Source organism: Pseudomonas sp. MWU13-2517, from assembly GCF_023242545.1.
In the GTDB taxonomy this organism is placed as follows: Bacteria; Pseudomonadota; Gammaproteobacteria; order Pseudomonadales; family Pseudomonadaceae; genus Aquipseudomonas.
Map to the genome: position 1 here is coordinate 142,132 of NZ_JALMFA010000012.1, position 19,990 is coordinate 162,121.

General features: G+C 62.2%; 15 protein-coding genes. 3 read left to right on the top strand and 12 right to left on the bottom strand.

Annotated elements, in window-relative coordinates; all coding sequences use genetic code 11:
* Window positions 1-83 precede the first annotated feature (83 nt).
* Window positions 84-1,097: an AI-2E family transporter gene (locus M5B97_RS18625; protein ID WP_123716080.1), complete on the top strand. Its 1,014-nt coding sequence runs from the start codon at window positions 84-86 to the stop codon at window positions 1,095-1,097.
* 158 nt (window positions 1,098-1,255) lie between these two features.
* On the opposite strand, the gene M5B97_RS18630 is transcribed toward M5B97_RS18625, so the two are convergent.
* Window positions 1,256-2,524, bottom strand: a complete 1,269-nt coding sequence (locus tag M5B97_RS18630) for an Hsp70 family protein (protein ID WP_248732275.1) — start codon at window positions 2,522-2,524, stop codon at window positions 1,256-1,258.
* Between the two features lie 239 nt (window positions 2,525-2,763).
* On the opposite strand from M5B97_RS18630, the gene M5B97_RS18635 reads away from it, so the two are divergent.
* Together M5B97_RS18635 and M5B97_RS18640 are read left to right on the top strand one after the other, a co-directional pair.
* Window positions 2,764-3,702, top strand: a complete 939-nt coding sequence (locus M5B97_RS18635) for a DnaJ C-terminal domain-containing protein (protein ID WP_248732276.1) — start codon at window positions 2,764-2,766, stop codon at window positions 3,700-3,702.
* A 107-nt stretch (window positions 3,703-3,809) separates the two neighbouring features.
* Window positions 3,810-9,671: a DUF6543 domain-containing protein gene (locus tag M5B97_RS18640; RefSeq protein WP_248732277.1), complete on the top strand. Its 5,862-nt coding sequence runs from the start codon at window positions 3,810-3,812 to the stop codon at window positions 9,669-9,671.
* On the opposite strand, the gene ureC is transcribed toward M5B97_RS18640, so the two are convergent.
* From ureC to urtA, 11 genes are all read right to left on the bottom strand, one after another.
* Window positions 9,668-11,368: an urease subunit alpha gene (gene ureC / locus M5B97_RS18645; RefSeq protein WP_248732278.1), complete on the bottom strand. Its 1,701-nt coding sequence runs from the start codon at window positions 11,366-11,368 to the stop codon at window positions 9,668-9,670. The genes M5B97_RS18640 and ureC overlap by 4 nt on opposite strands.
* Window positions 11,369-11,448: 80 nt before the next feature.
* On the bottom strand, window positions 11,449-11,754 hold the full coding sequence (locus M5B97_RS18650) for an urease subunit beta (protein WP_123716077.1): 306 nt from the start codon (window positions 11,752-11,754) through the stop codon (window positions 11,449-11,451).
* A complete protein-coding gene (locus M5B97_RS18655; protein WP_248732279.1) occupies window positions 11,751-12,284 on the bottom strand; it encodes a GNAT family N-acetyltransferase in 534 nt (177 codons plus the stop codon). The genes M5B97_RS18650 and M5B97_RS18655 overlap by 4 nt, the downstream gene beginning before the upstream one ends.
* Before the next feature lie 5 nt (window positions 12,285-12,289).
* Window positions 12,290-12,802: a GNAT family N-acetyltransferase gene (locus M5B97_RS18660; protein ID WP_248732280.1), complete on the bottom strand. Its 513-nt coding sequence runs from the start codon at window positions 12,800-12,802 to the stop codon at window positions 12,290-12,292.
* Between the two features lie 9 nt (window positions 12,803-12,811).
* Window positions 12,812-13,114, bottom strand: a complete 303-nt coding sequence (gene ureA, locus M5B97_RS18665) for an urease subunit gamma (protein WP_003171437.1) — start codon at window positions 13,112-13,114, stop codon at window positions 12,812-12,814.
* Window positions 13,115-13,117: 3 nt separating this feature from the next.
* Complete coding sequence (locus M5B97_RS18670; RefSeq protein ID WP_248732281.1) at window positions 13,118-13,957, bottom strand: urease accessory protein UreD; 840 nt, start codon at window positions 13,955-13,957, stop codon at window positions 13,118-13,120.
* A gap of 337 nt (window positions 13,958-14,294) precedes the next feature.
* Window positions 14,295-14,993: an urea ABC transporter ATP-binding subunit UrtE gene (gene urtE, locus M5B97_RS18675; RefSeq protein WP_123716074.1), complete on the bottom strand. Its 699-nt coding sequence runs from the start codon at window positions 14,991-14,993 to the stop codon at window positions 14,295-14,297.
* A gap of 118 nt (window positions 14,994-15,111) precedes the next feature.
* Entirely contained in the window at window positions 15,112-15,945 is an 834-nt protein-coding gene (gene urtD / locus M5B97_RS18680) for an urea ABC transporter ATP-binding protein UrtD (RefSeq protein ID WP_123716073.1), read from the bottom strand.
* On the bottom strand, window positions 15,942-17,009 hold the full coding sequence (gene urtC, locus M5B97_RS18685) for an urea ABC transporter permease subunit UrtC (RefSeq protein WP_248732282.1): 1,068 nt from the start codon (window positions 17,007-17,009) through the stop codon (window positions 15,942-15,944). The genes urtD and urtC overlap by 4 nt, the downstream gene beginning before the upstream one ends.
* Window positions 17,009-18,511, bottom strand: coding sequence for an urea ABC transporter permease subunit UrtB (gene urtB, locus M5B97_RS18690; RefSeq protein ID WP_248732283.1), 1,503 nt, complete (start codon window positions 18,509-18,511; stop codon window positions 17,009-17,011). Before urtB ends, urtC begins: the two co-directional genes overlap by 1 nt.
* A 75-nt stretch (window positions 18,512-18,586) precedes the next feature.
* Complete coding sequence (gene urtA / locus M5B97_RS18695; RefSeq protein ID WP_060755047.1) at window positions 18,587-19,852, bottom strand: urea ABC transporter substrate-binding protein; 1,266 nt, start codon at window positions 19,850-19,852, stop codon at window positions 18,587-18,589.
* Between the last annotated feature and the right edge of the window lie 138 nt (window positions 19,853-19,990).

The window sequence follows — 19,990 nt, forward strand, 5'->3', positions numbered from 1 at the left end:
ACTCGCACACAGCCCTCTGCTGCCGGAGCCGGTTACCTTGTTCCGGCAGCAACATCCTTTAACGTCGTTCGTTTTGAGGCTGTATGCCAACGTTTTCTCAGCGTCACGTATTGTTGTTGGTCAGTTGCATCATCATTTTTGGCGGGTTGTTGCTGGTCCTGCCGTTGAGACTGCTGCCTAGCCTGTTGGCCGGTTTGTTGGTGTACGAACTGGTCAATATGCTCACCCCCCAATTGCAACGGCTGATCGAAGGGCGACGTGCGCGTTGGCTCGCCGTGGCATTGCTTGGCACATTGATTGTCAGCGTACTGGCGCTGATTTTCGCCGGCGCCATCAGCTTTTTGCTCCACGAAGCGGAAAACCCCGGGGCTTCCCTCGACAAGTTCATGGGCGTGGTCGACCGTGCACGCAGCCAGTTGCCGCCGTTCCTCGATGCCTACCTGCCCGCCAGCGCCGCTGAGTTCCGCGTAGCCATCGGCGACTGGCTGAGCAAACACCTGAGCGAACTGCAACTGGTGGGCAAAGATGCCGCCCACATGTTTGTCACGCTGCTGATCGGTATGGTGCTCGGTGCGATCATCGCCCTGCAGCGCGTGCCCGACCTGACCAAGCGCAAACCCCTGGCCGCTGCGTTGTTCGACCGCCTGCACCTGCTGGTCCAGGCCTTCCGCAATATCGTCTTCGCCCAGATCAAGATTGCAGCGCTCAACACCGCCTTCACTGCCATATTCCTCGCCGTGGTACTGCCCCTGTGTGGCATCCACCTGCCGCTGACCAAGACCCTGATCGTGCTGACGTTCCTGCTGGGGCTGCTGCCGGTGATCGGCAACCTGATGTCCAACACCCTGATCACGATCGTGGCGTTGTCGCTGTCGATTTGGGTGGCGGTGGCGGCGTTGGGGTATCTGATCGTGATCCACAAGGTCGAGTACTTCCTCAACGCGCGCATTGTGGGCGGGCAGATCAGTGCCAAATCGTGGGAGTTGTTGTTGGCGATGTTGGTATTTGAAGCCGCGTTCGGCTTACCCGGTGTTGTAGCTGGGCCGATTTACTACGCGTACCTCAAGAGTGAGCTCAAGCTCGGCGGGATGGTTTAAGCCTGCCCCCGACGGGCAAGCCCTTATGCTGTAGGAGCGAGCTCGCTCGCGAAAACGTCAGCGATAACGCGTGTTGCCTGAATCAACGCGGCGCCTGTGGTTTTTTCGCGAGCAAGCTCGCTCCAAGGTATCAGGCGCCGTAGACCTCCAGCTGAAACTCAGTAGCCGTAGCGCTTACTGGCTTCAATCGCCAGGCCACTGCCGATACTGCCGAAGATATTCCCTTCCACATGCCGTGCATTCGGCAGCATCGCCGAGATGCTGTGGCGCAGTGCGGGGATGCCGCTGGAGCCGCCGGTAAAGAACACCGTGTCCACTTGCTCGACGCCTACGGATGCGTCGCTAAGCAACTGCGTCACGCTGCCGCGCACCCGCTCCAACAGATTGTCGATGGACGACTCGAACAAGGCGCGGCTGAGGTCGACGCTCAGGCCTTTTTCGATACGGTCCAGCGCCACATGGCGGTTGTCTTCTTGGGTCAGCTGGATCTTGGTCTCTTCCACTTCCATCGCCAACCAGTGCCCGGCGCGCTGTTCGATCAGCTTGAACAGGCGGTCGATGCCGCCCGTGTCTTCGATGTCGTAGCGCATGCTGCCCAACGCCAGCTGGGATTTTTGCGAGTACACCGAGTTGATGGTGTGCCAGGTGGCCAGGTTCATGTGATGGCTGGTAGGCATATAGGCGCCGCTTTTCATGCGGCTGCCGTAACCGAACAGCGGCATCATGCCGGCCAGCGACAGTTGCTTGTCGAAGTCGGTGCCGCCGATGTGCACGCCGCCGGTGGCGAGGATGTCGTCGTGGCGGTTATCGACGGTGCGGCGTTCCGGGCTCAGGCGCACAAGGGAAAAGTCGGAGGTACCACCGCCGATATCGACGATCAGCACCAACTCTTCTTTTTCGATGGTGGACTCGTAGTCGAATGCCGCCGCAATCGGTTCGTACTGGAACGAGACTTCCTTGAAGCCCAGCTTGCGTGCCACGTCCACCAAGGTGTCTTCGGCTTCTTTGTCGGCCATCGGGTCGTCATCGACGAAGAACACCGGGCGGCCCAACACAACCTCTTCGAACTCGCGACCGGCGGTGGCTTCAGCGCGGCTTTTGAGCTGGCCGATAAACAGGCCCAGCAGGTCCTTGAACGGCATTGCAGTACCTAGCACGCTGGTGTCGTGCTTGATCAGCTTGGAACCCAGCAGGCTCTTGAGCGAACGCATCAAGCGCCCCTCGTAGCCTTCGAGGTACTCGTGCAGGGCCAGGCGACCATAGACCGGACGACGCTCCTCGATGTTGAAGAACACCACCGACGGCAGGGTAATCTTGCCGTCTTCCAGCGCGATGAGCGTTTCCATGCCGGGACGGATCCAGCCGACGGTGGAGTTGGACGTGCCAAAGTCGATGCCGCAGGCACGGGCTGGAGATGGGCTGTTCATGTCTATCGGGTTCCGGTCGAAAAAACGGCCGCGCAGTGTATGCCAGTCGAAGGCGGATGCGTAGGCCAACTCGCTGTTAAATCGCGCTTGAAAGTACGCAATTTGCCCCCACATCTGTTGCATACGGCAAGCGCCGATAACACTTTGACGCACTCCCAGGCCACAAGACTCAACAGGTGCAAAGCAGCGCACGTTGTGCCCCGGGCTGTGCGATCTCGATTGAGGATGGTGAACCGCCGATGGATTTCAAAGACTACTACAAGATATTGGGCGTTGAGCCGAGCGCGGACGACAAGGCAATCAAGGCCGCGTATCGCAAGCTTGCGCGCAAATATCATCCGGATGTGAGCAAGGAAAAAGACGCCGAAGAGAAATTCAAGGACGCGTCCGAAGCCTACGAAGCGCTGAAAAGCGCCGACAAACGTGCCGAGTACGACGAACTGCGCAAGTACGGCCAGCATGGCCAGCCGTTTCAAGGGCCACCGGGCTGGCAGAGCCGTGGCGGTTTTGGCGGCGGCCAGGATGCGGGCGACTTCTCGGATTTCTTCAGTTCGATCTTCGGCTCGCGTGGCGACGCTTTTGGCGGTGGTCAACGCCGACCTGCTGGGCGTAAAGGTCAGGACGTTGAGATGCAACTGACGGTGTCCCTTGAGGAGACGCTGTCTACCGAGTCCAAGCAGATCAACTTCCAGGTGCCGCAATACGACGCCTCGGGCCGGCACGTCAGCAACACCACCAAGAGCCTGAATGTGAAGATCCCCGCCGGTGTGGCCGACGGCGAGCGCATCCGCCTCAAGGCGCAGGGTGCGCCAGGTATTGGTGGCGGGGCCAATGGCGATCTTTACCTGATCATCAAGTTTGCACCGCACGCAAGATTTGAAGTGGACGGCGAAAACCTGGTGATCAACCTGCCGCTGGCGCCTTGGGAACTGGCGCTGGGTACCGAGGTGGCGGTGCCGACCCTTACCGGCAAGATCAACCTCAAGGTACCGGCCGGCAGCCAGAACGGCCAGCGCATGCGTGCCAAAGGCCACGGTTTGCTGAACAAGGCCGGGCAGCGGGGTTACCTGTTCGTGCAGCTCAAGGCGGTGATGCCGAAAGTGGCTGACGATGAGGTCAAGGCACTGTGGCAGGAACTGGCGCAGAAAGCCGCGTTCAACCCGCGCGAGAATTTCTGACCCTTATTGCAGCGCCCTGACCGGGGTGCTGCATGGCTGCAACTATCTACGACCGACCGTCGCTGTCGACGTGATGTGCTGGTGCTCCAATCTTCTGGAGCGACACCATGCCCGACATCACCCTCCCCGCCGTTTCACCCGGCATTCACAGCGCTTTACTCGAGCGTGCTATCCCCGCCTGGTTTTCCCAGGCCCGTCTGCCCCGCCAGCAGGAGTTGGCCAACCATTCGCTGGTAGTGCCCGCCTGGTACATAAATGCCTCGCAGACACAAAAAAACGCCCTGTCCGCCAGCCACGCCCAATACCGCACGATCTTCAATCAGGTCGATGCGACGCTCGCGACGATCCAGGACGTCCAGGCATTCGCCGAACCTTTGCTCAAGGCGGCGATCAAGGAGCGCTTCAAGCTGGATATCGACGTGCGCAACGTCTACCTCGCGCGCAAATTCGCGCCGGCCAGCCGCAATGACTTTTATGGTTTTTTCATCCTGGACCACACCCGTAATTCACGGCTGAATGAGGAGTACCGGGGCGTCTCGTTGCTGGAGGCTGCCCTGGCCAACTTCCTGCCCGGAGAAGAGCAGGCTTCACGTTGCGCCGACTGCGAAATCATCACCGGCTGGGGCAGTTACGACGGCGGCGTCATTCCTGATTTTGCGACGGTCAACTCCCAGGTCAAACCCATTGCGCCGCCCGCGTTCGCCAAACTGTGCCGCAGCCTCGACCTGGGCCGCCTGTACCAGCAACATATCAAGGACATCCTGCAACCCAGGGAGCAAGAAAAACGCCAGGCGCTCATCAGGCAGTTGCAGGAACATCAGCGTCAGCAACTGGTGCTGAGCACCGAAATCGCCTGGCAGCAATTCGCCACAAAGCCCAACAGCTACCTGGTCGGTGCAGGCATCAGCCATGATGTCTACCAGATGCTCAAGCAGGTTCTCGCCGCCAAACCCGAGCCGATGCTGGATGGTCGCCCGGTCACTTTCGCCAACCTGCAACTACTGGGTGTGGAGCTGGTCGGGCCGTTGTTGATCGGGCCAAGGCGCAAACGCGCGCCGCGGGTCGAGCGCCTGGTGGTGTACTTGCCCGATGACCCGCAGCAACCGCTGAAGGAATACGCCAACCTTTACGAGTTTCTTGCCGACTTGGGCGAACGCTTGAAGAGCATGGAGTACCGGCGCTTTTTCAGCCGGTTTGTGCCGGTGTCCAGACAAGGGGCGTTCTTCAACAAAATCGATGCCCTGTGCCGGCCATCGCGGACGGTCAAACCGGCTGAGCTGGAGATGGACGAAGCGACCGTCAAAGGCGATCTGTGGCAGCACCGCTACCAGGCGAGCGTCGACAAAATCCTTGCCGATGCACGCGCCGTGGCGGTACCCACCGGTGACGAAGACGCCAAGGCCCGCGCGGCACGCCTGGAGGGTTTCAAGGACGCCGTGCTCAGCGTGTTCAACCTGGCCGCCTTCGTGGTGCCGGGGCTGGGCCCGATCATGCTGGCGGTGGGCGCCGTGCAGATGTGCGAGGAAGTGTACGAGGGCATAGAAGCCTGGGAGCAAGGCGAAACCCGTGAAATGTGGGCGCACTTTTCCGGCGTTGCGCTGAACGTCGCCCTGCTCGGCAGCGGTGCCACTGTGCTGCCCCATGTACAAATGTCCGGTGTGGTGGATGCCCTCAAGCCGGTGCTCCTGGCCGACGGCAAGCAAAAGCTGTGGTCCCCGGACTTGTCTCGCTACAAAACCAATATTCAGTTGGCCGCGGATGCCAAAACCGACGGCCTCGGCCTGTACCGCCACGAGGGAAAACCCGTGTTGGCCCTTGACGGTGAGTGCTATCGGGTCGAGCAGGAAACTGCTACCGGCCAGTACCGTGTACAGCACCCAACCCGCGAGGATGCCTATCGCCCCCTGCTGGAGCACAACGGTGAAGGCGCCTGGACCCATGAAGGCGAAGACCCGCTGGCATGGGATGAGGCCACCCTGCTGCGGCGGTTGGGCCAACCTGCCGCCGGCCTGAGTGCCGAGCGGTTGCAGCAGGCGCGCCTGGCCAGTGGAGTCGAGACCGAGGCCCTGCGTGAAATGTGTTTCGACCAGCAGGCCACGCCGCTGTTGCTGGCCGACAGCTTCAAGCGTTTCACCTTGCATCGCGAGCTGGAAATCTGCATCGAACAACTGCGCAGTAGTGACCCAGCGACCTACGCCAAGGCCGATCCGGCAATGCAACTGGACCTGATGAAACGCCGCGGCATGCTCTCCAGCGAGCCCTCGCTACGTGTGCTCGGCAGTGACGGACGCGAATTGTGGAACGACCCTGCGCCCGCGCCAGAGCTTCGCCGGGTCGTCGCGCTCGACGCGGCGCAACAGGCCCGCGGTGAGTTACTCGAGCAGGTGCTGCACACCCTGCAAGCCAGCGATCCCGTGCTTCAGGAAATACCCGGCGAGGCCTCGCGGTCGCTCGGCGAGCGCGCTGGCCAATTACGCCTCTCCCTGGCCGACGCCGCCGAGCAGCTCAAGGGTTCGCTGCTGGAGGAGCGCTACAAGGCGCAGAACTGCTGCGCCGACGTTGATGTACAGCGCGTGCTCAACAGTTATCCCCAATTACCGGCACCGGTAGCCAGGCTGTTGCTTGACGCGATGAGCGCCGACGACCTGCAAGGTTTTCGCAGCCATCGGCGCCTGCCCGGGCCGATCAATGAGCTTCTGCGCTGGAGCGATCAGGAGGTCCGCGTATCCCGTGCCTACGAAGGCCTGTTTCTCGATTCGATGGGCAATCTCGACAGTGATCGCCTCGTGCTGCGCACCCTGGAACTGTTGCCGGGCTGGCTGCGCGGTACCCGTCTGGAGCTGCGTGAGTATTTTGCCGAAGGCCAGGTGCTGGATGCCATCGGCCATCCCCAGGCCACTGCGTCGCGGCCCTTGGTGCGCGATGCCGAAGGGCAGTTTCAAGGCCGCGACGTCTACACCGCGCTTTGGCAGGTGCTCACCCCGGCGGAACGGCAGGCGCTGAATTTCACCCGCGTGACGCAGTTAAAATCGGCGATCCTGCGCAACCCTTTGCCTCGGGAGCCGTTGCGTACGGTGCTGCTCGAGCACCCGTTGCGCCGTCCGGTCATTGACCCCACGATGCGCCTGCTCGGTGGTGGGCGCGGTTTCAAGCAACTGCTGAACACGCTGCGCAGCGACGAGTCGCGGGTGCGACGCTTGTTTCCGTCGTTTTCCGACGCCGATGTCGGCGCATACGTCCAGTCCCTGGGCGCCGATGTGCGCATCCGGTTGACGCAATTGGAGGCCGATTATTTCAACCTGAAGCAAAGCCTGAAGACCTGGGTACGAGCCACCGACGCCCAGCCCAACGGCAGTGCCGCGCAGCTCGCCGCGCAAATCCTCCGGTGTTGGCGGTGCGAGACCGGCGACGAATTGGATCTGTCGACTACGGTTCTGAGCAGCTTGCCGGCACTGACCGCCGGTTTCAGCCATGTGCAGGAGCTGACCCTCGGCAAAGTCATCTGGAATGCCGACACTCAGACCTTCCTGAAAAACTTCATGCACATCCGCGAGCTGCGCATCAGCGATACCGGTCTGACGGAGCTACCCGATATTGTCGGCGACCTGCGCCAGTTGACGCATCTGCGCTTGCGCGGCAACCGCATTCGCCTGACCGACGCCAGCGCCGAAAAACTCGCCGGGCTCGATCAGTTGCAAAGCCTTGACCTGGCAGGCAACCCGCTGCACATGACGCTGGATTTCAGCGCCCTGCAGCGCCTCAAATTCCTCGACCTGAGCAATACCGGCATCAGCCAGTGGCCCCGCGGCCTGCTTAGCCAGACCGAGCTGCAACGGGTGGACCTGCGCAACAACCAACTGAGCGATATCCCCAGAGAACACCTCTACCCGCAGGCCGAGCACTTCCAGCGGATTATCCAGATCAATAACGCGACGGTGATCGGCGGCAACCCATTCTCCGAGGCCTGCATGGTTGAAGTGGATAACTATTGGAAGCGCTTGGGCGAGGTAGCACCTGAGCTGGCACAGAGCAGCATTGCCGATGCGTTTTCCGTCGAGTCTCCGGCCATTGTGACGGTGCAGCGCATGTACCCGGACAAAACCATCAAGGCTGCCAGAGAGCTGATCTGGAGCCTGGGCGAGGGCGCCGACGCGGAGTTGGCGCGACGAGCGACCGAGTTCGACAGGCTGACCGAACAGCTCAACGCCTGGGCCTTCTCGGGTGGCGGCGCAAGTGAGCGCTATATTCGCTCCGATCAACTGCGCAGCAACGCGACGACGCGGGATGACCGCTACATTGCCAAATCACGCATCCTGCAATGCTGGCGCCGCGAAACACCGATGAAACTGGCCAATGACGGGACTCCATTCGGCCTGGAACTGGACCTGAGCAATCTACGGTTGCCAAGCCTGCCGGACCTGGATGCGGATTTTTCCCATGTCGGTTCACTCAAGCTCAGCGGGATGGCGTTGAGCGCCTCTCCCGAAGGCTTCCTGGCGCGCTATCGCGGCGTGCGCTGGCTGGACCTGTCGAATAACCAACTGCGCGAACTGCCACCGGCCCTGGGTGAGATGCACGGGCTGACGCGCTTGTTCTTGCAGAGCAACCAGATTCAGTTGACCGCGCAGACCGCCGAGGTCCTGGCCGGACGCACCAGCCTGCGGGCGTTGTGGATGGATAACAACCCATTGGGCATCGCGCCGGATTTCAGCCGGATTGCCGATATGCGTTCGCTGGGCCTGAAAAACACCGGCATCGACGTCTGGCCGCCCGGGCTGGCCGAGCAGCCATTGCTGGACCTGCTTGACCTGAGCGGTAACCGCATCACCACGCTGCCGGACTTCGTCGTCGCGCCGCTACCCGAGCAACTGGCGCAATCGGTACGGCTGACCCAGGTGGCCAACCTGACCGGTAACCCCTTGAGCGAGGCGACGCGGGTGCAGATCCGGGCTTATTCCGAACGTCTCGAACAGAACGTGCCGGTTGTACCGGGCCGCCCGAATCTGTTGGTGGAGTCGGCCTTGCGCATTGCCCACCGTGAACGCCTGGAGGTGGCCCCGGGCGTTGATTTCGAACACTGGAACCTGGGTTTCTCCGCGGAGCAAACGGCGACGCGCAGGGCCCAATGGCTGGCATTGCGGGAGCAGCCGGGGAGCGAGGGGTTTTTCCGGATGCTGTCCGATCTGACGGTGGTCAGCGAGCGCCATGCCAACCTGCAGGACCGGGTCTGGGAGGTGATCGACTGCATCACGCAAAACAGCAGCGAGTCGGAGCGCCTGCGCGAGCAGATGTTCGACTGGGCCGGTCGGCCGGCGTGTTGTGACCGGGCGGCGTTGTCGTTCAGCAACGTCGAAGTCATGGCGATGGTCTACAGGGCCCGGGCAGTCGCCACCGATGCGACCCAGGGCGCGGCGTTGCGCACACTGGCGCGGGGGTTGTTCCGCCTGGACGAGGTAGAAAAAATCGCCCTCAACGACATTGCCGAACGGACCGCTGCGATCAATGCCACAGCGCATTTGAGCGATGCAGAGAAAGCCCGGCGCATAGGTCGCCTGGAAGAGGTCGAAATCCGCCTGGCTTATCGGTTCGGCCTCAAGGGCACGGACCAGCTCGACTTGCCTGGTCAACCCGAGCAGGTACGCTTCACCGGCATGGGCAAGGTCAGCCAGGCGATGCTCGACAGCGCTCGCACCCGGGTGCTCGAACTCAACGACTCGCCGCAGGAGTTCGAAGCGCTGCTGTCCCGGGATTTCTGGCTTGACTACGTGACGCATAAATACCGCACGCAGTTTGACGCCTTGACCAAGCCGTATCAGGAGCGTCTTTCGGTGCTGCACGAGCAGTCCGCGACCGGCCTGCTGACCGCCGACGAATACGCGGCGCAGGCCAGGGATCTGCAGGCACAACTGGCGATCGAAGAAGCCGGCCTGATCGAAGCATTGACCCGCGAGGAGCTTGACGCGGGTTAAAACAGAAAATAGCGCTGCGCCATCGGCAGCGTTTCCGCCGGCTCGCACCACAGCAATACGCCGTCGGCCTTGACCTGATAGGTTTGCGGGTCGACGTCGATGTGCGGCAGGTAGTCGTTATGGATCAGGTCGGTTTTCTGTACCGTGCGACAGCCCTTGACCACGCCGATCTGTTTCTTCAGCCCCAGCGTCGCGGGTAACCCGGCGTCGTACGCCGCCTGGCTGATAAACGTCAGGCTGGTGGCCTGCAGCGAGCTGCCGAAGCTGGCGAACATTGGGCGGTAGTGCACCGGTTGCGGTGTGGGAATCGACGCGTTGGCGTCGCCCATCAGGCTCGATGCAATCGCCCCGCCTTTGAGAATCAAGGTCGGCTTGACCCCGAAAAACGCCGGGCGCCACAGCACCAGGTCGGCCCACTTACCCACTTCGATCGAACCTACTTCATGGCTGATACCGTGAGTGATCGCCGGGTTGATGGTGTACTTGGCGATATAGCGCTTGATGCGGAAGTTGTCGTTGCCCGCGCCGTCGCCGGGCAAGGCGCCGCGCTGCTTTTTCATCTTGTCGGCGGTCTGCCAGGTGCGCGTGATGACTTCGCCGACGCGGCCCATGGCCTGGCTATCGGAGCTGATCATGGAGAACGCGCCGAGGTCGTGCAGGATATCTTCGGCGGCGATGGTTTCGCGCCGGATACGGCTTTCGGCAAACGCCACGTCTTCGGCAATGCTCGGGTCCAGGTGATGGCAGACCATCAGCATGTCGAGGTGCTCGTCGATGGTGTTGCGCGTGAAAGGTCGCGTCGGGTTGGTGGAACTGGGCAGCACGTTGGGGAAACCGCAGGCCTTGATGATGTCCGGCGCATGGCCGCCACCGGCACCTTCGGTGTGGTAGGTGTGGATGGTGCGTCCCTTGAGCGCGGCGAGCGTGGTTTCGACGAAGCCGGACTCATTGAGCGTGTCGCTATGGATCGCCACCTGCACGTCGTATTCATCGGCCACGCTGAGGCAGTTGTCGATACTCGCCGGGGTGGTGCCCCAGTCTTCATGCAGCTTCAAGCCGATGGCCCCAGCCCTGACCTGTTCGATCAACGGCTCCGGCAGGCTCGCATTGCCTTTGCCGGTAAAACCGATGTTCATCGGGAACGAGTCGCTGGCCTGGAGCATGCGCGCCAGGTGCCATGGCCCGGAGGTGCAGGTGGTGGCGTTGGTGCCGGTGGCAGGTCCGGTGCCGCCACCGATCATGGTGGTGACGCCGCTGGTCAGCGCTTCTTCGATCTGCTGCGGGCAAATGAAGTGCACATGGCTGTCGATGCCGCCGGCGGTGAGGATCATGCCTTCGCCGGCGATCACTTCGGTGCTGGCGCCGATGGCGAGGGTCACGCCGGGCTGGATATCCGGGTTGCCGGCTTTGCCGATGGCAGCGATACGTCCGTTCTTCAAACCGACATCGGCCTTGACGATGCCCCAGTGGTCGATGATCAGCGCATTGGTAATCACGGTGTCGACCACTTCATGGGCCAGCAACTGGCTCTGGCCCTGGCCATCGCGGATCACCTTGCCGCCGCCGAATTTCACTTCTTCGCCGTAGGTGGTGAAGTCCTGTTCCACTTCGACGAACAGCTCGGTATCGGCCAGGCGGACCTTGTCGCCCACGGTGGGGCCGTACATGTCGGCGTAGGCTTGGCGGCTGATTTTCATGTGTGTGCCCTGAAATATTTGCGTTGAATGTGAAACCGCTATCGCGGCAAGTCGAATCGTCGCACCGCCCCGATGAGGCCCTAAAGGTCGCCCATGATCCGACCGGCGAACCCAAATACCCGCCGCCCACCGCTCAAATCCACCAACTCGACCTCGCGACTCTGTCCCGGCTCAAACCGCACCGCCGTGCCCGCCGGGATATTCAGGCGCATGCCACGGCTGGCGGCGCGGTCAAACGTCAGCGCGTCATTGGTCTCGAAAAAATGATAATGCGAGCCGACCTGGATCGGCCGGTCACCGCTATTGGCCACGCTCAGGCTGACGGTGCGCCGGCCCACATTGAGTTCGATCTCGCCAGGCTGGATCTGATATTCGCCAGGAATCATGCAGGTTGCCCCAGGGTCTTGAAGTAGATGGCGGTCGGGCTGTAGCGCCCGTCCGGGCTTTGGCAGTAATTGGGCAGCTCACCAACCTTGGTGTAGCGCAGTGCCTGGTAGAAGGCTTCGGCGGCCGAGCCGGCTTCGGTGTCCAGGTACAGCAGGCCGCGTTTATGCTGGCGGGCGGTGAGTTCCAGGGTGTTCATCAGTTGTTGGCCCAGGCCATGACGCCGCGCGCTGCTGTGCACCAGCAGCTTCTGCACTTCGGCGCGGTTCAGGCCGTTGGCCTTCTGGCAGAGCGCCAACTGCACGCTGGCGATCACCTGTTCATCACGTACCACCACCCACAGCAACAGGCTGCCTTCCTCGATACTGGCCTGCACGCCGCTCAGATAGGCGCGGGCCTGGGCATCATCAACGTCGGCCATGAACCCTACGCTGGCGCCGTGCTTGACCGCGTCGAGCAACAGCTCAATCAGGCCCTGGCGGTAATGGGCAAAACTTTCGGCATTCACTCGACGCAGATGCGTGGCGCTCATCGATGTCACTCCTTGGGTGGCTCGGCACCCGGGTTCAGAGCCAGTTGCATAAAGGTCAGGTCCAGCCAGCGGCCAAATTTGATACCCACTTGGGGCATCTGCCCGGTCGTTATGAAACCCTGGCGTTCATGCAGGCGGATCGAGGCCTGGTTGCCGCTTTCGATGGCGGCGACCATGACGTGTTTGCCGCAGGTCCGCGCGCGCTCGATCAGGGCCTCCATCAGGCGTGGACCGACGCCTTTGCCGCGTTGGTCGCTGCGCACGTATACCGAGTGCTCGACGCTGTAGCGAAAACCTTCGAAGGGCCGCCAGTCGCCGAACGAGGCGTAGCCGGTGACTTCGTCGTTTTCGATGGACACCAGCACCGGATAACCCTGGGCCTGGCGCGCAGTGAACCAGGCCAGGCGGTTGGCCAGGTCCACCGGTTGTTCGTTCCAGATCGCCGTGGTGTTGCGCACCGCATCGTTATAGATATCGCGGATCGCCGGCAGATCCTGTTCGGTTGCATCACGAATCATGGTCGTGCCTCAGGCGATGGGTTGGTGGACGGTGACCAGCTTGGTGCCGTCGGGGAAGGTCGCTTCCACCTGGATATCCGGGATCATCTCCGGGATGCCCTCCATCACTTGCTCACGGCTGAGCAGGGTGGTGCCGTAGTGCATCAGGTCGGCCACGGTGCGGCCGTCGCGGGCGCCCTCCATCAAGGCGGCGGAGATGTAGGCGATGGTTTCCGGGTAGTTGAGCTTTACGCCGCGCGCCAGACGCCGTTCGGCGACCAAGCCTGCGGTGAAGATCAGCAGTTTGTCTTTTTCCCGTGGGGTCAGGTCCATGGTTCAGGTGCTCCAGATTCGCGGTGAAACGGCTTCCCGGCCCAGCGTCGCCGGGCGCAGCAGCCGCCATAAATCGATCAGCCAGGCACGCGCCAGCAGCGCTTCGCTGGCCAGGCAGCGGGCGACCAGCAGGCCAGGCAATTGGGTCAAGTCGCCGCGCACCGCGTGGGGCAGGGCGCGGCAGGTTTCCAGTAATTCAGGGGTGATGTCGGCGGTCAGCAGCAACGTCGCGAATACCGGCTGCCCGTCCAGGCCGATGGGCGAGTCGAGCAAGCCGTCGGCACCCACAATGCGCTGGCGCTCATGCCAGAGCAACTGGCCGTCGCGGCGGATATCCAGGTGCGATTGAAAGTGGCCGAGGTCGAAGCGTTCGTGGCTGGCCGGGCGGCCCAGGGCGACCACGTCCCAGTAGAACAGACGAGCGTCACCGTGCAGGTCGATCCGGGTGCTGAGCTCGGCTTGGGCGGCGCTGAACACGATGGTTTCCTGGGGCAGCCATTCCAGTGTCGCGCCGGCTTCGACGGTCAAGGCCAGGTGCTGGAATGCCGGGCTGCCGGCGCGGTACCACTTCGCCGCGCCGGGGCTGGTCAACTGGGCCCAGGCGCCTTCACCCACTCGTGCGCTGATCGCCAGGCGGTCGCCCCCGGCGATACCTCCCGGCGGGTGCACGATGATGTGCTGGCACACCTCGGGGCCTTCAGCATACAAGTGCTTCTGCACCCGCAGCGGGCCGAGGTGGCGACGCATCACCGGGCGTGTGGTGTCGCCGAAACGCGCGTAGCCGAGTTCCAGCGCGGCATGCCAGCTGGGGGTGAACAGGGCAGGAGAAACGGGCTGGTTCATGGTTGATGCTTATTATTCGGACACTGGAGAGTAGAACGTAACGGGCGTGCGCACAGCTTGAGCAGGAAGATTTCATGCGTGCCTGATACCGCGTTGCAAGCCTTGTGCCCGTGGCACCTGCCCAGCGGGTGGGGGGCCGACAACGGCGCGGCTCGCGCTTTTGCACTGAAAGTGTGCGTGGCAGCTCCATGTTGGTGCGCGCCGTGCTTCCTGCGCAGCCCGCCGTTCATGGGCCTCGACGATGCGGCGCTACGCCGTGGTGCAAAGGTGCACAGGATGTGGCTGTTCACGGATGGGCCGGCCATGAAGCCGCGATACCGTTCCGTGGGCAGGTCCCTTAGATGGTTACCAGGCCGCGCACGCCCTCGCTTTCCATATGTTCACCGCGCCCCTGCTGGACGATTTCGCCACGGGACATCACCAGGTACTGATCGGCCAGCTCCGCGGCGAAGTCATAGAACTGCTCGACCAGCAGGATCGCCATGTCACCGCGTGCGGCCAGTTGCTTGATAACCGCGCCAATCTCCTTGATCACCGACGGCTGGATGCCTTCGGTGGGCTCATCGAGAATCAGCAGACGGGGGCGGCTGGCCAAGGCCCGGCCTATGGCGAGCTGTTGCTGCTGGCCGCCGGACAAGTCGCCGCCGCGCCGATGCTTCATTTGCAGTAATACCGGGAACAACTCGTAGATAAACGCCGGCACTTCCTTGGCTTCGGCGCCTGGAAAGCGTGAAAGCCCCATCAGCAGGTTTTCTTCCACCGTCAGGCGCGCAAAAATCTCCCGGCCTTGGGGCACGTAGGCGATACCGGCGTGTACGCGCTGGTGCGGCTTGAACCCGGTGATGGCCTTGCCCTCCCAATTGACTGCGCCTTCCTTGGCCGGCAACAGGCCCATCAGGCACTTGAGCAGGGTCGTCTTGCCCACGCCATTGCGGCCGAGCAGGCAAGTCACTTCGCCGATCTTCACCTCGAAGGACAGCCCGCGCAGGATGTGGCTACCGCCGTAATATTGATGCAGGTGTTGTACTTGTAGCATTGGAACTCCGTTAGTTGGGCTTCAAGCGGCAGGCTTCAAGCGGCAAGTGAGCGCGGGTGTTTTTTAGTTGTTGCCTTTACTTGCCGCTTAAAGCTTGCCGCTCGAAGCGGGCCAATGTTCACCGTCCCAAATACACCTCGATAACCCGCTCATCGGCCTGTACCTGCTCCAGCGACCCTTCCGCCAGCACGCTGCCCTGGTGCAACACGGTGACGTGGTCGGCAATCGAGCCGACAAAGCCCATATCGTGTTCCACCACCATCAGCGAATGCTTGCCCGCCAGACGCTTGAACAGTTCGGCGGTGAATTCGGTTTCGGCATCCGTCATACCCGCCACCGGCTCGTCCAGCAGCAACAGTTGCGGGTCTTGCATCAGCAGCATGCCGATTTCCAGAAACTGCTTCTGGCCGTGGGACAAGAGCCCGGCCGGGCGCTGCACCGAGGCGGTGAGGCGGATGGTGTCGAGGACTTCGTCGATACGGTCTTTCTGTTCGCCGCTCAAACGCGCGCGCAGGCTGGCCCATACCGACTTGTCGGTCTTTTGCGCCAGCTCCAGGTTTTCGAACACGCTGAGGGCTTCGAACACTGTGGGTTTCTGGAATTTGCGGCCGATACCGGCCTGGGCGATCTGTACTTCGCTCATGCCGGTCAAGTCCAGGGTTTCGCCGAACCAGGCATTGCCGTGGCTGGGGCGGGTCTTGCCGGTGATCACATCCATCAGCGTGGTCTTGCCCGCGCCGTTGGGGCCGATGATGCAGCGCAGTTCACCTACGCCGATGTACAGGTTCAGGTCGTTGAGCGCCTTGAAGCCATCGAAGCTCACGCTGATGCTTTCAAGGGTCAGAATGGTGCCGTGGCGGGTATTCAGGCCCTTGCCTGCAGCCTGACCAAGGCCGATGGCGTCGCGGCCACTGCCGGCGTCGAAAATGGGTTCAAGCATGACGTTCCTCATTTCTTCAGCAAGCCGATAACGCCCTTGGGCAGGTACAGGGTGACGATGATGAACAGCGCCCCGAGAAAGAACAGCCAGTATTCCGGGAATGCCACGGTGAACCAGCTCTTCATGCCGTTGACCACGCCGGCACCGAGCAGCGGGCCGATCAGCGTGCCGCGCCCGCCCAAGGCCACCCACACAGCCGCTTCGATGGAGTTGGTCGGCGACATTTCGCTGGGGTTGATGATGCCCACTTGCGGCACATATAACGCCCCGGCCAACCCACACAGCACCGCGCTCAATACCCACACGAACAGCTTGAAGCCACGCGGGTCGTAGCCGCAGAACATCAGGCGGTTTTCCGCGTCACGCAGGGCCGTGAGCACCCGGCCGAACTTGCTCTTGGCCAACCGCCAGCCGATGAACAGACTCGCCACCAGCAACAGCACCGTTGCGACAAACAACACGGCTCGCGTGCCGGGCTCAGTAATGCCGAACCCGAGGATGCTGCGAAAGTTGGTGAAGCCGTTGTTGCCGCCAAACCCGGTCTCGTTGCGAAAGAACAGCAGCATCCCGGCAAAGGTCAGGGCCTGGGTCATGATCGAGAAATACACGCCCTTGATCCGCGAGCGAAAGGCGAAGAAACCGAATACCAGCGCCAGCAGGCCCGGCGCCAATACCACCAGGCACAGCGCCCAGAGGAAGTGTTCGGTGCCGACCCAGTACCAGGGCAGTTCGGTCCACGACAAAAAGGTCATGAACGCCGGTAGCTCATCCCCGGAGGCTTGGCGCATCAGGTACATGCCCATCGCGTAACCGCCCAGCGCAAAGAACAGGCCGTGACCGAGAGACAACATGCCCGCGTAACCCCACACCAGATCCAGCGCGAGGGCGACGATGGCATAGCAGAGGATCTTGCCCACCAGGGTCAAGGTGTAGGCCGAAACATGCAAAGCGTTTTCCGGCGGCAGCAATGACAGCAGCGGCAGGGCGAGCAGCACGGCGAGGATCAACCCGCCCAGCGCAATCGTCAGCGTGGGGCCGGCCTTTTGCGTGGCCGTCAGCATCAATGGTTGGTTCATCAGTCGATCACCCGTCCTTTCAGTGCGAAGAGTCCCTGCGGGCGTTTCTGGATAAACAGAATGATCAGCGCGAGGATCAGGATCTTGCCGAGCACCGCACCGATCTGCGGTTCAAGGATCTTGTTGGCGATGCCCAGCCCGAAGGCTGCCGTCACGCTGCCGGCCAGTTGGCCGACACCGCCGAGCACCACCACCAGGAACGAGTCGATGATGTAGCTCTGGCCCAGGTCCGGGCCGACGTTGCCGATCTGGCTCAGCGCCACGCCACCCAAGCCTGCGATGCCGGAACCCAGGCCAAAGGCGAGCATGTCCACACGCCCGGTGGGCACACCGCAGCAGGCGGCCATGTTGCGGTTCTGGGTGACGGCGCGCACGTTCAGGCCCAGGCGCGTCTTGTTCAGCAGCAGCCAGGTCAGTACCACCACGCACAGGGCGAAGGCGATGATCACGATGCGGTTGTAGGGCAGCACCAGGTTGGGCAACACTTGGATACCACCGGACAGCCACGCGGGGTTGGACACTTCGACGTTCTGGGCGCCGAACACCAAACGCACCAGTTGGATCAGCATCAGGCTGATGCCCCAGGTGGCGAGCAGGGTTTCCAGCGGGCGGCCATAGAGGTGACGAATCACCGTGCGTTCCAGGGCCATGCCGATGGCGGCAGTGACAAAAAATGCCACCGGCAGTGCAATCAATGGGTAGAACTCGATCGCTTGCGGCACATAGCGCTGCATCATCAGTTGCACCACGTAGGTCGAGTAGGCGCCGAGCATCAGCATCTCACCGTGGGCCATGTTGATCACGCCGAGCAGGCCAAAGGTGATCGCCAGGCCGAGCGCCGCGAGCAACAGGATCGAGCCAAGCGACATGCCGCTGAACGCCTGGCCGAGCAGTTCGCCCACCATCAATTTACGCTTGACCTGCGCCAGGCTGGTTTCGGCGGCGGTGTGCACGGCCGCATCGGTTTCCGCGCCGGGAGCGAGCAGCGCCTCGAGGCGGGTGCGCGCCAGCGGGTCTCCGGTGCTGCCCAGCAAACGCACGGCCGCCAGGCGCACTGCGGGGTCGGGGTCGACCAATTGCAGATTGGCCAGGGCCAGGCTCAGGGCAGTGTGCACGCCTTCATCCGTTTCGGCGGCGACGCGTTGGTCGAGGAATTTGAGTTGCGCCGGTTGCGCGCTTTTTTGCAGGGTAATGGCTGCGGCCAAACGCAGCTTGGGGTCGGCGGCGAGCAGTTGCTGGCTGGCTTGTACGTTGTCGATCAGGCCGCGCAGGCGGTTGTTCAGGCGCACGCTCCGGGTTTCACCGTTGAGCGTGAGCTGGCCTTGTTGCAGGGCATCCACCAGTTCGATGCGCGCAGGGTCGGGCTGGGCGGCCCAGTCCTGGAGCAGCTTGGCTTGCTGCGTGGGGTTGGCGTTGATGAAGTCTTCGGCGTCGCTGGCGTGTGAGGTCAGAGGCAGCAGCAGCAAGGCCGCGAGGATGAAGCGGTACAGGGCAGTAGGCATAACAGAATGTCCTGATCATGCGCGGTCAATTGCGGGAGAGGGCGCGCGCCCTCCCGCATTGATCTGTGGTGGGACTCAGTTGCTCTTCACTGCGTAATCCGGCTTCTTGTCATTGCCCGGAATGTAAGGGCTCCACGGCTGGGCGCGGATCGGCTCCTGGGTCTGCCACACCACCGAGAACTGACCATCAGCCTGGATTTCGCCGATCATCACCGGCTTGTGCAGGTGGTGGTTGGTCTTGTCCATGGTCAGGGTGAAGCCCGACGGTGCGGCGAAGGTCTGGCCGGCCAGGGCTTCACGCACTTTATCGACATCGGTGGACTTGGCCTTCTCGGCGGCCTGCGCCCACATGTGGATGCCCACGTAGGTGGCTTCCATCGGGTCGTTGGTCACCGCTTTATCCGCGCCCGGCAGGTTGTGCGCCTTGGCATAGGCTTTCCAGTCGGCGACGAATTTCTTGTTCACCGGGTTCTCTACCGACTGGAAGTAGTTCCAGGCGGCGAGGTTGCCCACCAGCGGTTTGGTGTCGATGCCGCGCAGTTCTTCTTCACCGACGGAGAACGCGACCACTGGCACCTCGGTGGCTTTCAGGCCCTGGTTGGCCAGCTCTTTGTAGAACGGCACGTTGGAGTCGCCGTTGACGGTAGAGATCACAGCGGTCTTGCCGCCGGCGGAGAACTTCTTGATGTTGGCGACGATGGTCTGGTAATCGGCGTGGCCGAACGGTGTGTAGACCTCTTCGATGTCTTTATCGGCTACGCCTTTGGAATGCAGGAACGAGCGCAGAATCTTGTTGGTGGTGCGCGGATACACGTAGTCCGTGCCCAGCAGGAAGAAGCGCTTGGCACTGCCGCCTTCTTCGCTCATCAGGTATTCCACTGCAGGGATCGCCTGCTGGTTCGGTGCCGCACCGGTGTAGAACACGTTTGGCGACATCTCTTCGCCTTCGTATTGCACCGGGTAGAACAGCAGGCCGTTGAGTTCTTCGAACACCGGCAGTACGGATTTACGCGACACCGAAGTCCAGCAGCCGAACACCACGGCGACCTTGTCCTGGGTCAGCAACTGCCGGCCTTTCTCTGCGAACAGGGGCCAGTTCGACGCCGGATCGACTACCACGGGTTCGAGCATCTTGCCGTTCACACCGCCCTTGGCGTTGATTTCGTCGATGGTCATCAACGCCATGTCTTTGAGCGACGTTTCGGAGATGGCCATGGTGCCGGACAGCGAGTGCAGGATGCCGACCTTGATGGTCTCGGCGGCCTGCACGGTCCAGGTCAGGCCCATGGCGGCAATGGATGCCGAAAGAGTGAAAGCCTTGATCAAGCTGCGACGCTTCATAGTGCGTTCTCCGTGAACCCGAGTTTTTGTTGGACAGATGACAAGGCTTTTGCAAGGGGCATGCCTGCTTTGTCCGCCTGCGCATTCAACGCACCGGGCACGCGGGCAGGACTGCGCCGTGCACTGTATCGGCGCTCG

Excerpts from the sequence above, each read along its gene's own strand:
- M5B97_RS18625 (WP_123716080.1), top strand. The coding sequence starts at position 84 with ATGCCAACGTTTTCTCAGCGTCACGTATTGTTGTTGGTCAGTTGCATC.
- M5B97_RS18630 (WP_248732275.1), bottom strand. The coding sequence starts at position 2,524 with ATGAACAGCCCATCTCCAGCCCGTGCCTGCGGCATCGACTTTGGCACG.
- M5B97_RS18635 (WP_248732276.1), top strand. The coding sequence starts at position 2,764 with ATGGATTTCAAAGACTACTACAAGATATTGGGCGTTGAGCCGAGCGCG.
- M5B97_RS18640 (WP_248732277.1), top strand. The coding sequence starts at position 3,810 with ATGCCCGACATCACCCTCCCCGCCGTTTCACCCGGCATTCACAGCGCT.
- ureC (WP_248732278.1), bottom strand. The coding sequence starts at position 11,368 with ATGAAAATCAGCCGCCAAGCCTACGCCGACATGTACGGCCCCACCGTG.
- M5B97_RS18650 (WP_123716077.1), bottom strand. The coding sequence starts at position 11,754 with ATGATTCCTGGCGAATATCAGATCCAGCCTGGCGAGATCGAACTCAAT.
- M5B97_RS18655 (WP_248732279.1), bottom strand. The coding sequence starts at position 12,284 with ATGAGCGCCACGCATCTGCGTCGAGTGAATGCCGAAAGTTTTGCCCAT.
- M5B97_RS18660 (WP_248732280.1), bottom strand. The coding sequence starts at position 12,802 with ATGATTCGTGATGCAACCGAACAGGATCTGCCGGCGATCCGCGATATC.
- ureA (WP_003171437.1), bottom strand. The coding sequence starts at position 13,114 with ATGGACCTGACCCCACGGGAAAAAGACAAACTGCTGATCTTCACCGCA.
- M5B97_RS18670 (WP_248732281.1), bottom strand. The coding sequence starts at position 13,957 with ATGAACCAGCCCGTTTCTCCTGCCCTGTTCACCCCCAGCTGGCATGCC.
- urtE (WP_123716074.1), bottom strand. The coding sequence starts at position 14,993 with ATGCTACAAGTACAACACCTGCATCAATATTACGGCGGTAGCCACATC.
- urtD (WP_123716073.1), bottom strand. The coding sequence starts at position 15,945 with ATGAGGAACGTCATGCTTGAACCCATTTTCGACGCCGGCAGTGGCCGC.
- urtC (WP_248732282.1), bottom strand. The coding sequence starts at position 17,009 with ATGAACCAACCATTGATGCTGACGGCCACGCAAAAGGCCGGCCCCACG.
- urtB (WP_248732283.1), bottom strand. The coding sequence starts at position 18,511 with ATGCCTACTGCCCTGTACCGCTTCATCCTCGCGGCCTTGCTGCTGCTG.
- urtA (WP_060755047.1), bottom strand. The coding sequence starts at position 19,852 with ATGAAGCGTCGCAGCTTGATCAAGGCTTTCACTCTTTCGGCATCCATT.